The following is a 12,884-nucleotide window of genomic DNA, read 5'->3' as shown; positions in this document are numbered from 1 at the left end:
TCTTGATTTTTATGCAATTCTTTTGTTTATTTGTTTCCAATGCAACCACCTTGGTTATTCCAGAAACAGGTGATGTGGTTGGCGAGGTTCAATATGTACAATCAGAGTTAAATGAAACGATTAATGAGATAGGAAAACGTTTCGATGTTGGATATTACGAGATACTCAGAGCAAACCCTCAAATTGATGCAAGGCGCTCTTTAACACGTTCAGGACTTATAATTCCTACACAATATATATTGCCTAATGTTCCTAGAAAGGGAATTGTAATTAATTTAGCAGAATATCGTCTGTACTATTTTCCTGAAAATGAAAATGTGGTGATTACGTTTCCTGTAGGGATTGGTCGGAAAGGTTGGAATACTCCTTTAGGAGTTACTAAAATTGTAGCCAAAGAAGCAAATCCCAAATGGCGCCCGACAGAAAATCTACGAGTTGAAGCAGAAAAAAATGGAGATTTTCTTCCGGATGAATTTCCTTCAGGACCATATAATCCTTTAGGCCAACATGCTTTGCGTTTGGGATGGCCAACGTTCCTTATTCATGGAACAAACCGAGCGAATGGAATTGGCTCGCGCGTTAGTGCAGGGTGTATTCGCATGTTTCCCGATGATATCGAATTTTTATTTCGAATGGTTCCCGTGGGAACTCCAGTGAGAGTGATTAATGAACCCGTTAAAATTGGAAGATATGAAGGAGCCTTGGTTGTGCAGGTACATCCTCTTTTAAGTGAGCTGACTGGGGTAACACTGGAATCAGTTCTTAAAAAAGAATTATTAAAAAGTAACAATGCATTTATTTTAAACAACAACAAAATAATTCAAAATGAACTTGCTCGTCCTACAGGTTTACTAAGAAAAATTTAGAACGAGAACGAGATTTTATGTAGCTTATTAAGTCACGGAGTTCGCTGTGCTGGGCCCCGACTTCCGGATGAGTCTATATTTTTAATTGAACAGTATTTAAATAAGTAGTAGCTAATCCATAAAATGATAAAGCCCCCAATGATATCAATTAAATAGTGCCATCCCAGTAAGACACACGAGACAATAAGAAAGAGATTAATTATAGATAATAAAACGCAAGGGATTGGCCATTCCCTAAGAAGATTTATACTTAAAACTGCCCAAATTGCGTGAAAAGAGGGAAGGGCTATTAATCCTCCTTCATTTGTAGTTGGATTAATATATTGATGAATTTGTTTGAATTTGAAGCCTGTAGCAATTTGCTCTGGGGAGAAGAATGGACTATTGGTGACGCTTGCTGGAGCAGTAGTAGGAAAGAAATAATAAAAGCCAAAACCAATTAAAGCCGTGCATAACAAATAGAAATAATATTCTCTAATTAGATGAAAGCGACATGTGATAATGATCAGTACAGGCAAAATACTCATTTGATATGGAAGGCTGTCATAGACGATACCGAGTAAATATTTGAATTGAGGATGATTATGGGTCCAGGTTACTATGGACTCCATGTAGATATGCATATATTTCTCTTCAAACATGACAATAAGTGGATCAATGATTGGGAATGGAGTTAATTGCACTGCATTTGTTGCGAAGGCAATGACACACATGACTGCAAAAAAGTAAACCAGCTCCCGTCCAACTTGCCTGATTTTATTGTCTTTGGGAAAATAGAGGATGAGCCCCAGGTTTAAAAGAATTAGGACTAAAGCGAGAAATGGGATATTTTCAGGAAAGTAGTTATTACCCGGATATTTATAAAAGAAATGATTTATTAAAAGAATAACAGAGGATAAGGCCAGAATTAAACCGGAAAAAAAAATAATCGAACGCGATGATACCTGACTCATTTGAGATGAATTATTCAACGGTTTCTAAAAGCTTTTTTTGCTTAATCGCATGAAAAATTTCTTCTCTATGAACGTTCACTGATCTGGGTGCATCGACACCAAATTTTATATTTCCATGTTCTTGTGTTTTAAAAGCTAAAATTTTAATAGCTACATCACCAATATGAATCATTAAAGGTTCTTCAAACTGAAGAGAAATTATATCCATTAATTACCTCTGTAACTTTCAAATAAGTTGATTATAAATCAGATACATTTAAGTTATGCACGGTAACCTAATTCATAGATATTTGTCACTATAAATTAATAAAAAAATTTTAAATAGGTAGTTTGATTTACCTAATTCAGGTATTTAATTATTTTTAACTGTTTGATAATTGTATGATGCGACTAAAATGGTTATAATTAGCAGCTTTTTTTAAACCTTGCCTTACTGTTGTTTCAAATAACAGAAGGCTTTTTATCCATAAGGAGAAATCATGAGACATTATGAAATTATGTTTCTTGTGCACCCGGATCAGAGCGAACAAGTACCAGCAATGGTAGAGCGCTATGAAGGGATCATAAGCAAACACAATGGGGCGATCCATCGCAAAGAAGATCTAGGTCGTCGTCAATTAGCTTATCCAATAAATGATGTACACAAAGCGCATTACATTCTTTTAAATATTGAGTGTAGCCTTGAAGCTCTGGATGAAATAAAAAATGCATTCAAATTTAATGATGCAATTATCAGAAACTTAATTACTCGTCAAAAACAAGCGATTACAACCGAATCTGTTTTGATGAAGAAAGAAAAAGAAACCAGATCTGCTTAAGAGGAACCCTAGTTATGTCAGCTTATTTTCGTAGAAAAAAAATGTGCCGTTTTAGTGCTGAAGGCGGTAATGAAATAGATTATAAGGATATCAATTTACTTAAAAATTATATTTCCGAAACGGGTAAAATTGTACCAAGTCGTATTACTGGTACTCAAACTCGTTTTCAAAGACAATTAGCAAGAGCAATTATGCAAGCCAGATTCCTTGGTCTTCTGCCATATTGTGATAGCCATAAATAAATAATAATGATGCGCGCAGGTAATTTTATAACAAAACAATGCAAGGTAATACTTGAAAGCAAACGGCAATCAATTGTTTATGCTGTGATTTTTTCAATATTACCCTTTGCATCCTGGCTTTCAGTTGCCTTAGTAAGTTTGGTGACTCTAAGGAAGGGTGCAAAATCCGGCTTTGATGTTTTATTGCCTGCGCTTGTTATTCATTCTGTTCCATTGATGATGTTAATTCCATTATCCGGAGCACTAATTAATACTCTTATTGCCTATCTTCCATGTTATTTTGCGGCATTGGGTTTGCGAAATACTGAACGATGGCAGGTAGCCGCCGGGGTATTTTTTGTACTGGCTTTTTTGGGCTGTCTACTCATTCAACTTTGGATTCCAGGTTTTATTGTCGAGCAATTTAAATTATTTAAAATGATTTTGGCACAATACCAGGAATTAGTTGAGCCTGCTCTTAATGACATAAATTCAGTAATTTTGGCGCAATTATTTTTCGGAATCCAGATATTAAGTGTTCTTGTTTCTGCGACAATTTCCTTGATGTTTGCCCGAGCAATGCAAGCAAAATTATTTTTACCTGGAGGCTTCAGGAATGAATTAATGGCGTTTCGCAGCGGGAGACTTTCATTTTTAGTATTCTTGGGGGTTTCGTTAGCAACTTTTTATGAAATTCCTTTAGCTATGAATGTACTTCCCATAGTGCTTTGTTATTTCTTGGCTTCTGGATTTGGTCTGGTTTATTTTATTTTTTCTCGTAAGAGACAAGTGAGAGTCTTCATTTTATTAATGTTGTTAATATTAGTGAAACCCACTTTTGTATTATGTGCCTACATTGTCCTTGGTTCATTAGATAGTTTAGTTAATTTTAGATCGTATTTCCCTTCAGGGGTTGGCGAATCAATTTAAGGGGTTATTAAGATGGAAGTTATCTTATTAGAAAAAGTGAGAAATTTAGGTAACCTAGGTGATAAGGTAAATGTAAAATCAGGTTATGGTAGAAATTTCTTGATACCACAAAATAAAGCTGTGTTTGCAACACCTAAGAACATTGAGCTATTTGAGCAACGCAGAGTTGAGCTTGAGAAAAAAGCCCAACAAGCATTCGCTACTGCTGAACAGCGTGCAGCTAAATTGAATGATACTACTTTAGTTATTAACGCTATGGCAAGTGACGAAGGTAAGTTGTATGGTTCTGTAGGCGTTAATGAAATCAAAGATGCGTTGACAGATAAAGGTATTGATGTTGTCAAACGTGAAATTGTGATGCCAGAAGGTCCACTGCATTCAATTGGTAATTTTGTGGTTGAGGTACATGTCCACAGCGATATTATTGCTAAATTGAATGTCGAAATTGCTCCATCCAAGTAATTATCTGTAGTTTCGTAGCCTGGGTAAAGCGTAAAGCAACCCAGGTTTTTCTATATAAATCTGTAGGGTTGCGACTCATTGGATTGGGTTTACACCAAGAGAATTCGGTAAAGTGCAATTAGCGCAATGACTGTATTCAGAATTGCCCAAATATAAGAAGGAGATAATCCTTTATACTCACTATAGTAAGCATATACAGCAACGAGTGTACTTCCTGAGAAAAATATCCATTTATCATTATAGGCAAATCCCATAGAAAGCAAGGCAATGCCAAAAATTCCCAATATTAAAAATACACTATTTTCCTTACCAAACATCAAATAGAAGGTAAGTAATTGGCAGCACATCAATATAGGTAGGAAAAACTGAGTATAAGGCCCACTACCTAATAAAATCGCTGCATGCCCTGCAATAAGTATTAGTTGAAGCGCTATAAAGTAAAGCATTCTAAAGTATATAGCTGTTATAAGTAATGCAATACCCCCAGTAAAAAAGTAAAGTTGAGAATGAAGTTTAGGTGGGGTGGTCCCAAAAAACTTTAAAAGACCACACAGGATTATAAGTGAGCCAAGAAACCCTATAATAATAAATGTTTTTCTAGCCACGTATCACCATTTTAAGTAAATTCCTTTTGCCACTGACTCTTGGATAATTGCACTTTGGGACTTATTGAATGATATCCAATAATTTCCCATATTGCTCAAAGCAAACTTAACTCTCGGATACTGACATACTTCTAAGACATTACGGCAGTCTACTAGAGTTGTATTTTCGTCAACACGTTTATAACATTTAAAATTTAAGTTTTTCACATCAGAAGCAAATGCACCCCAACTCATTGAATCCAATGTAGCATGTAACGGGGGACTCATAAAAGCCTCTTCTGTGTTTACACGCTCCAATTCAATTTTAGAATCAGAATGATTTTGTATTAAATAATAAGCCTGATTGCCTGTTTCATTTAAAATCAGATAATTTTGACTGTACCCAAACCCCGTAACTTCACATCCACGCGGGAAAATACTTGCTGCTTGAACCGAGCTAATGAGTATGAGAGAAAAAATAATTGATTTCTTAATTTGGTTAAATAAAGACATAACTACCTCAATAAGTGTATTTTGTGGGTTATTTTAATCATAAAAAATACAAAGTCTATCCCACAATACAAACTATTCTTTTTGTGCGGCAATTTTTGCCTTAATCATCGGATAATAAGTCCTGTAAAAACTTAAAAATAAGTACATTCCAACATAAGCCACAGACAGACTAAGACAAATGATATTTGTATTTGGATAGCTAATAAGTATGCAAATCGAACTAACAGCATAGATAATAGAACAGACATGCATGAGTACTTTTAATATTCTAGAGTCTGTTAAATAGTCAAGTCTTGAGGGATATACATATTTTACAGGTACAAAAATAAGTATTGAGAGAATGATTAATATAATAGCATTTGTTGAAGCAGAAGTATTGAAAATAAACATGTATAAAATAGTAATATTCCAGTAACAAGGAAATCCTTTAAAAAAATGGTCTGGAGTTTTTGCATCAGATTGGCAAAACTGATAAGCAGAGGTAATGGAAACTGCTGCAATAAGAAAGACAGAATATTCTGCCGGAAGCATACCTGGTTTCACGAGTAAGAAAAAACATGGCGTAATAACATAATTTAAGTAATCAACAATATTATCAAGCAGAGCCCCATCTATCTTCGGCAAAATTTTCTTTATATTGACCAGGCGCGCCAGACTTCCATCAACTGCATCGATAGCAACAGTAATATACATGAGCCATAAAGCGAAAATGTATTCGTGCTGATAAATCTTTACTAATGAAAAGACACCGATACAGGCTGCACTCGCAGTAAAGAGATGCACTGACCAAGCCGCTACGTAGTGTAATGGATGGAATTGCTGTTTGCTTAAGTTCATTAATTATCCTAGTGTTATTAGAAAACCATTGCTTAAAACACGTTCTCTTAAAATATGGATTTTCCGAAATATTTAATAATTGTACTAATTTATTGATTTAAACTACTATTGCTTTTTCTGAAAATCTAAGAATATGAAAATAGTATCAATAATCAAAAGTAGTGTGCAAGGAGAGTTGATAACTTTAATTAAATATACTTGATTCTGTACGGAGACATTATGATAATTCAAACTGTAAATCCCGCAACTGAACAAATATTGCAAAGCTATGATTGCATGAATGAGAAGGAAGTTGATAAAAAGCTTAACGAATCACACGAAGCGTATTTGGAATGGAAAAAAACGTCTTTTAGCAAAAGAAAGGCATTAATGTTGCAGCTGTCCCAACTCTTAAAAACAAAAACAGATGAGTTGGCTCATTTAATGGCAATTGAAATGGGTAAACCAATTACGGCGGGTAGAGCTGAAATTACCAAGTGTGCCTGGTTATGCGAGTATTTTGCGGAACACGCAGAAGAATACCTTTCTCCAAAAGTAATCCAAACAGATATGAAAAAAGCAAAAGTATGTTATCGCCCTCTTGGAATTGTTTTTGCCATCATGCCTTGGAATTTTCCCTTTTGGCAGGTTTTCCGTTTTGCTGTACCCACACTTATGGCTGGAAACGTTGCTGTAATGAAGCATGCACCCATTTCAACGGGAACGGGCATCAAAATAGAAGAATTATTTCAAGAGGCAGGGTTTCCAGCGCACGTTTTCCAACATTTGATCGTTGATAATGATGGAGCGGCCAAAGTTATAGAACATACTCATGTCATTGCTGTTACCTTGACAGGAAGTGGACGAGCAGGACGTGCTGTCGCTAGTCATGCAGGAAAATTTTTAAAAAAATCAGTTTTAGAGCTTGGTGGTAGCGATCCCTATCTCGTTCTTGAAGATGCTGATCTTGATCTTGCTGCACGCTGTATTGTGAGTTCAAGACTCAGTAACACAGGTCAAGTCTGTATTGCTGCTAAGCGTATCATTGTTTTAAAATCCATTGAAAAGGAATTGACACAGAAGATAATGGAGCAAATGGCTACATTTAAAGTGGGGAATCCGCTCGATTCAGAAACCAAACTTGGTCCATTAGCCCGTTCCGACTTACGTGAAAACTTACAAATTCAAGTAGAAAAATCACTGAAACAAGGTGCTAAATTATTGGTAGGTGGTATAATTCCCGCCGGAAAAGGGTTTTATTATCCACCAACTTTATTAACTCAGGTGAGGCCGGGCATGCCGGCATTCGATGAAGAGTTATTTGGACCTGTTATTGCTCTCATTACAGCCAATGATGAGAAAGAAGCCCTTGCATATGCAAATCAAAGTCAATATGGCTTGGGTGCTGCAGTGTTTACTCGTGATTTGGAGAAAGGGGAGCATATAGCTACTTATGAGATAGAAGCGGGTGCTTGTTTTGTTAACGCTTTTGTAGCTTCAGATCCCAGGTTACCATTTGGTGGGATAAGAGAGTCGGGGTATGGTCGTGAATTATCGAAAGAAGGTATCTTAGAGTTTGTTAATACAAAAACCATAGCCATTAGTGATTCTTAATATTAACTCATGTTGAGTATATGATTTTTTGGGCCACTCTTATCCAGACAGTTTGTTTACTGGCTGGATAAGAGTGGCTGGTTCTTTATATTTAAACAATAATTCTCGCTGTAGGGCTGAGGCAAATCGACGAGGTAAAGCAACAATGTCTTATAAATTTGAAGAAGGTAAAAATGTATTGATTGAAGCCATTGTAAATAGAATTCGAAGTTCTATGGTTGGTGATCAAACCGAATTTTGCGCCGAATTTGCCAAGCAGCTTTATGGTACTGTAGCACTTGAAGATCTTAATGCATGGACTATCGATGATCTTTACGGAGCGGTAGTAAATTTTTGGGCTTTAATTAGCGAACGTGCGCCACATGAAACAAAAGTTAGAATTTATAATCCAGATTATGAACGTCATGGATGGCAAACAACACATACCGTCATTGAGGTGATTTGTGATGATATGCCATTTTTAGTTGATTCGATTCGTCTGGTAATCCATAGAATGGGCTTATCCTCTCATCTAACTATTCATATGGGGGGTATTCGAGTTAAAAGAGATAAAGATAATCGAGTTTGCTGCATCTTACCCCGTAATCAAATGTTAGATGAAAAAGGCGTAATCCATGAGGCTCCCATATTTCTAGAAATTGATCGACAAACTGATCCTAAAGTACTTGAAGAATTGCATAAAGGATGTGAGCGAGCACTTGAAGATAACAGAGTCGTTTTTGAAGACTGGGAAAAAATGCGCTCTGAAGTGCGAGAGGCAATTGCTGAGATTGATAAAGTATCTTCAGTGCTTGACTTGGATGAGGTGGAAGAAACAAAGGCATTCTTACATTGGATTGAAGACCACCATTTTACGTTTCTGGGGATGAGAGATTATGAGTTGGTAGAAAAAGGTAAAGAAACTGTTTTACAAGCTGTTCCTAATACCGGGTTAGGACTTTTGCGTGAAAGTGTTACTAAATCAATGGCACGTAGTATTTCTGCAATGGCACCTGAAGCACGTGAATTTACCTTGTCTCCACGAATTTTAGTTACGTCAAAAACGAATACATTAGCAAGCGTTCATCGTGACGCTTATACCGATTACATAGGCGTTAAACGATTTAATGAACAAGGAATGGTGATTGGCGAAAGAAGAATTATTGGACTTTATACTTCTGCTGCTTATCATACTAATCCGAAGCAAATTCCCTTCTTGCGACGCAAGGTAGCTCATATTATGGAAAATTCCGGATTAAATCCACGCAGTCATGCAGGAAAGGTTTTATTAAATATTCTTGAAACGTTACCGCGTGACGATTTGATTCAAGGAACAGAAGATGAACTTCTGGAAATTGCAATGGGTATTTTTTACATGCAAGACAGAAAACGTATTCGTTTGTTCGCACGAGTGGATGTATATCGGCGCTTTGTCTCTTGCTTGGTATATGTCCCTAAAGACAGGATTAATACCGAGTTAAGAATGGCCATGAAGCAAATTCTTGACGAGAGTTTTAACTCCATTGAAACTACTTATTCGACTCAGTTTACCGAGTCAGTTTTGGCACGTGTTCACTTTATTATTAAAATTAACCCGAATTTACCACTTGAATATGATTTAAAAGAAATTGAAAGAAAATTGATTGAGGCAGGGCGATCATGGACAGATGACTTGCAAACTCATTTATTTGAGGCTTATGGGGAAGAACAGGCAAATAGTCTCTATGCCCGTTATAAAAATGCATTTCCGGGAGCTTATAGTGATATGTTCCCTGCAAGGACTGCAGTCTATGATATTAAACATATTGAATTGCTTACCCCGGAAGAACCATTAGGTATTAATTTTTATAAGCCCCTGGATGAATCAGAAAATAGCTTTAGATTAAAAGTATATCAGCATGATACCACTATTCCTTTATCTGATGTTTTGCCAATATTGGAAAAACTCGGTTTGCGCGCTATAAGTGAACGTCCTTATGCATTGAAGTTTGAGGATGGTAAAATAGCTTGGGTTAATGATTTTGCCATGCAATATAATAAGCCTATTGAATTTGATCTTGATGAGATTAAAGAATTATTCCAGAACGCCTTTGCTAAAGTTTGGTTTGGTCAAGCTGAAAATGACGGATTTAATCAGTTGGTTTTATCAGCAGGACTGAATTGGCGTGAAGTGGCTGTTTTACGTACCTATGCCAAATATTTTAAGCAAATAGGTATTACTTTTAGCCAAGACTATATGGAAATGGCGTTAAATAATAATGTTGCTATTGCTAAAAAATTAGTGAATTTATTTGAAATTCGCTGTAATCCTGCGGATGATTCTAATCGAGAAGATCGTTTTGCTGATTTATCCATAGAAATATTAAATGATCTTGATACAGTATCAAATCTTGATGAAGATAAAATAATCAGACAATACATTCATGCTATTAGTGCTACATTACGTACTAACTTTTATCAAATAAATGAAGATGGACACCATAAACCTTATATTTCACTTAAGTTAAACAGTAAAATTATCCCCGGTGTGCCAAAACCACATCCGATGTTTGAAATTTTTGTTTACTCTCCACGTTTTGAAGGGGTTCATTTACGTTGCGGCAAAGTTGCTCGCGGCGGTTTGCGTTGGTCTGACCGCAGGGAAGATTTCCGTACAGAAATACTTGGATTAATGAAAGCGCAGCAAGTGAAAAACTCAGTTATTGTACCTAGTGGCGCAAAAGGTGGTTTTGTACCTAAGTTTTTACCTGTGAACGGTACTCGTGAAGAAATAATGGCTGAGGGAATCGGTTGTTACCAATTATTTATTCGTGGTCTTCTTGATATCACAGATAATTACATTGATGGTAAAGTAGTCAAGCCTTCAAACGTTATATGTTTTGATGAGGATGATCCTTATCTTGTTGTTGCTGCAGATAAAGGTACGGCAACCTTCTCTGACCTTGCTAATGCCATTTCTTTGGAATATGGCTTTTGGTTAGGTGATGCTTTTGCATCAGGTGGATCAATAGGTTATGACCATAAGAAAATGGGAATTACAGCCAAAGGTGCATGGGAATCAGTGAAGCGTCATTTCTATGAATTAGATATAGACATTGAAAATAACGATTTTACTGTTGTTGGTATCGGAGATATGGCTGGAGATGTTTTTGGTAATGGTATGCTGTTGTCAAAACATATCAAGTTAATTGGTGCATTTAACCACATCCATATTTTTGTTGATCCTGATCCTAATGCAGAAGTCAGTTACAAAGAAAGAGAGCGTTTATTTCATTTACCACGTTCAAATTGGACCGATTATGATAAAAAGCTTATTTCCAAGGGTGGAGGTGTGTTTAATCGGAATGCCAAATCCATCCCTGTCAGCAAGGAAATGCAAGCGGCTTTTGGAATTAAACAAACCGAGATTGAGCCAAATGAGTTAATTAAAGCAATTTTAAAAGCTAAAGTTGACTTACTATGGAGTGCAGGAATTGGTACTTATGTTAAGGCCAGTACAGAATCAAATGCTAATGTCGGTGACCGAACCAATGATGGAACTCGAGTCAATGCAAAACAATTACAGTGCAAAGTTGTAGGTGAGGGCGGTAACTTGGGATTAACCCAATTAGCACGAGTAGAATACTCATTATGTGGGGGGATGGTGTATACCGACTTCATTGATAATTCGGGTGGTGTGAATTGTTCGGATAAAGAAGTAAATATAAAGATCTTGTTGAACAGCATTGTAGCAGTCGGTGATTTGACTCCAAAACAACGCAATGAATTGTTAATTGAAATGACCGATGAGGTCAGCAAGTTGGTACTACGTGACAATTTCTTGCAAACGAGAGCCATCAGTTTAACCGCATCGCAGCCGCTGCAAGCATTGGATTTACAAAGCCGCTATATTAGTGAATTGGAACGCACTGGAAAAATTGATCGTAATCTTGAGTACTTGCCTGACGATAAGGTTATTTTGGAACGCAAATTAATGGGTAAAGGCTTGATGCGTCCCAGCATTGCTGTATTGATGTGTTACAGTAAAACAATTCTTAAGGAACAAATTCTGGCTTCAGGTGTTCCCGAAGAGGTGTATATGACACAATTTTTAATTAGCTCATTTCCGAAACCTTTGCAAGAGCGGTTTAGCAAACAAATGCAATCTCATCCACTAAAAAGAGAAATAATAGCGACTCGATTAAGCAATATTATAGTCAATGAGATGGGCTTTACTTACATTTACAGACTACAGGATGAAACAGGAGCCCCTGTTTCTGCAATCGTAAGAGCATATGTAATTACTCGATCTGTCCTTAATTTAGAAGCTGTTTGGAAACAGATCGAAGAATTGGGTACTAAAATAAGTGCTAAAAAGCAGATCGAAATGATGATGCTTTATTCCAGATTGGCTCGACGCATTACTCGTTGGTTCTTGCGTAGTCAACGTAGGGCCGTGGATATTTCTGAAGTTGTAAAACTCTACGCCCAAGGTGTTGTTGAGTTGAAGATGTCCATACCCGTGATTTTAAATGAAGAACGACGGGCAAAATATGATGAACATTATCAAGAGCTTATTGGTGAAGGAATTCCACCAGCACTGGCACATGATCTAACTGTAACTCGAGGTTTATTTGCGGCAACCGACATTATCGAAATCGCTTACAAGAGAAATATGAAGGTAGCACAGGTTGCTGAGATTTATTTCGGAATTGGGGAGTTCCTGGATCTCGCCTGGATAAGAAAACAAATTATTATACATCCAAGTGAGAATCATTGGGAGTCTCTCTCCAGAGAAGCATTGCGAGATGATTTGGATTGGCAGCAACGTCAACTCACTGCTGGACTAATTAACTATGATGGCGATAATCCGGATTTACAGGCACGTCTTGCTTCTTGGGGAGAGTCTCATCGTGCATTAATTCAACGTTGGCGCTTTATATTGGCGGATCTAAAAGCAAGTTCAATTCTAAACTATACTATGTTTTTTGTTGCGATCAGGGAATTACTGGATTTGACTCAAACAACTTTACAATCTTATGCACTGGTTGAGCAAGAAGCATAATAGGACTATCGTTTGAGAAAGATCTTCATCTTTTTGATCAGTTTATGATAAAGCAAGAACCAGTGGGTTCAACCCACTGGTTTC

The 12,884-nt window shown here is 36.7% G+C and carries 12 protein-coding genes; 7 read left to right on the top strand and 5 right to left on the bottom strand.

All coding sequences use genetic code 11. From position 1 onward, the window contains the following. Positions 1-11: 11 nt before the first annotated feature. Complete coding sequence (locus tag Lpar_RS13800; protein ID WP_237759416.1) at positions 12-866, top strand: L,D-transpeptidase family protein; 855 nt, start codon at positions 12-14, stop codon at positions 864-866. A 32-nt stretch (positions 867-898) separates the two neighbouring features. Here Lpar_RS13800 and Lpar_RS13795 read toward each other — a convergent pair whose 3' ends face one another. Further along, the gene (locus Lpar_RS13795; RefSeq protein WP_058519280.1) at positions 899-1,819 is read right to left on the bottom strand and encodes a phosphatase PAP2 family protein; all 921 of its coding nucleotides are present in this window, start codon (positions 1,817-1,819) and stop codon (positions 899-901) included. Positions 1,820-1,829: 10 nt separating this feature from the next. Continuing rightward, positions 1,830-2,027 carry a carbon storage regulator gene (locus Lpar_RS13790; protein WP_058518473.1) on the bottom strand — a complete coding sequence of 66 codons (198 nt, stop codon included), beginning with the start codon at positions 2,025-2,027 and terminating at the stop codon, positions 1,830-1,832. A gap of 271 nt (positions 2,028-2,298) precedes the next feature. On the opposite strand from Lpar_RS13790, the gene rpsF reads away from it, so the two are divergent. From rpsF to rplI, 4 genes are read left to right on the top strand one after another with little or no spacing between them, the layout of a single operon-like run. Beyond that, a complete protein-coding gene (gene rpsF / locus Lpar_RS13785) occupies positions 2,299-2,637 on the top strand; it encodes a 30S ribosomal protein S6 (RefSeq protein ID WP_058518472.1) in 339 nt (112 codons plus the stop codon). 14 nt (positions 2,638-2,651) lie between these two features. Then, a complete protein-coding gene (rpsR, locus tag Lpar_RS13780; RefSeq protein ID WP_010653600.1) occupies positions 2,652-2,879 on the top strand; it encodes a 30S ribosomal protein S18 in 228 nt (75 codons plus the stop codon). A gap of 6 nt (positions 2,880-2,885) precedes the next feature. Further along, positions 2,886-3,788, top strand: coding sequence for a hypothetical protein (locus tag Lpar_RS13775; protein WP_172465767.1), 903 nt, complete (start codon positions 2,886-2,888; stop codon positions 3,786-3,788). 12 nt (positions 3,789-3,800) lie between these two features. Further along, positions 3,801-4,250, top strand: coding sequence for a 50S ribosomal protein L9 (rplI, locus tag Lpar_RS13770; RefSeq protein WP_058518471.1), 450 nt, complete (start codon positions 3,801-3,803; stop codon positions 4,248-4,250). Positions 4,251-4,339: 89 nt separating this feature from the next. Here rplI and Lpar_RS13765 read toward each other — a convergent pair whose 3' ends face one another. From Lpar_RS13765 to pcsA, 3 genes are all read right to left on the bottom strand, one after another. Continuing rightward, positions 4,340-4,696 carry a hypothetical protein gene (locus Lpar_RS13765; protein WP_237759415.1) on the bottom strand — a complete coding sequence of 119 codons (357 nt, stop codon included), beginning with the start codon at positions 4,694-4,696 and terminating at the stop codon, positions 4,340-4,342. Positions 4,697-4,858: 162 nt separating this feature from the next. After that, entirely contained in the window at positions 4,859-5,347 is a 489-nt protein-coding gene (locus Lpar_RS13760) for a hypothetical protein (protein WP_058518469.1), read from the bottom strand. Between the two features lie 72 nt (positions 5,348-5,419). Further along, the gene (gene pcsA, locus Lpar_RS13755) at positions 5,420-6,184 is read right to left on the bottom strand and encodes a phosphatidylcholine synthase (protein WP_058518468.1); all 765 of its coding nucleotides are present in this window, start codon (positions 6,182-6,184) and stop codon (positions 5,420-5,422) included. 219 nt (positions 6,185-6,403) lie between these two features. Here pcsA and Lpar_RS13750 point away from each other — a divergent pair, with 219 nt between their 5' ends. Both Lpar_RS13750 and Lpar_RS13745 read left to right on the top strand, forming a co-directional pair. Further along, positions 6,404-7,777: an NAD-dependent succinate-semialdehyde dehydrogenase gene (locus tag Lpar_RS13750; RefSeq protein ID WP_058518467.1), complete on the top strand. Its 1,374-nt coding sequence runs from the start codon at positions 6,404-6,406 to the stop codon at positions 7,775-7,777. Positions 7,778-7,922: 145 nt separating this feature from the next. Beyond that, positions 7,923-12,800 (top strand): NAD-glutamate dehydrogenase, encoded by a 4,878-nt coding sequence (locus Lpar_RS13745; protein ID WP_058519278.1) that lies wholly within the window; start codon positions 7,923-7,925, stop codon positions 12,798-12,800. Positions 12,801-12,884 lie beyond the last annotated feature (84 nt).

Origin of the sequence: Legionella parisiensis (assembly GCF_001467945.1) — a bacterium.
GTDB lineage: Bacteria > Pseudomonadota > Gammaproteobacteria > Legionellales > Legionellaceae > Legionella > Legionella parisiensis.
This window is presented reverse-complemented; position numbering and strand designations above follow the sequence as displayed.

Excerpts from the sequence above, each read along its gene's own strand:
- Lpar_RS13765 (WP_237759415.1), bottom strand. The coding sequence starts at position 4,696 with ATGCTTTACTTTATAGCGCTTCAACTAATACTTATTGCAGGGCATGCA.
- Lpar_RS13800 (WP_237759416.1), top strand. The coding sequence starts at position 12 with ATGCAATTCTTTTGTTTATTTGTTTCCAATGCAACCACCTTGGTTATT.
- Lpar_RS13750 (WP_058518467.1), top strand. The coding sequence starts at position 6,404 with ATGATAATTCAAACTGTAAATCCCGCAACTGAACAAATATTGCAAAGC.
- Lpar_RS13790 (WP_058518473.1), bottom strand. The coding sequence starts at position 2,027 with ATGGATATAATTTCTCTTCAGTTTGAAGAACCTTTAATGATTCATATT.
- Lpar_RS13760 (WP_058518469.1), bottom strand. The coding sequence starts at position 5,347 with ATGTCTTTATTTAACCAAATTAAGAAATCAATTATTTTTTCTCTCATA.
- rpsR (WP_010653600.1), top strand. The coding sequence starts at position 2,652 with ATGTCAGCTTATTTTCGTAGAAAAAAAATGTGCCGTTTTAGTGCTGAA.
- Lpar_RS13775 (WP_172465767.1), top strand. The coding sequence starts at position 2,886 with ATGATGCGCGCAGGTAATTTTATAACAAAACAATGCAAGGTAATACTT.
- rpsF (WP_058518472.1), top strand. The coding sequence starts at position 2,299 with ATGAGACATTATGAAATTATGTTTCTTGTGCACCCGGATCAGAGCGAA.
- Lpar_RS13795 (WP_058519280.1), bottom strand. The coding sequence starts at position 1,819 with ATGAGTCAGGTATCATCGCGTTCGATTATTTTTTTTTCCGGTTTAATT.
- rplI (WP_058518471.1), top strand. The coding sequence starts at position 3,801 with ATGGAAGTTATCTTATTAGAAAAAGTGAGAAATTTAGGTAACCTAGGT.
- pcsA (WP_058518468.1), bottom strand. The coding sequence starts at position 6,184 with ATGAACTTAAGCAAACAGCAATTCCATCCATTACACTACGTAGCGGCT.
- Lpar_RS13745 (WP_058519278.1), top strand. The coding sequence starts at position 7,923 with ATGTCTTATAAATTTGAAGAAGGTAAAAATGTATTGATTGAAGCCATT.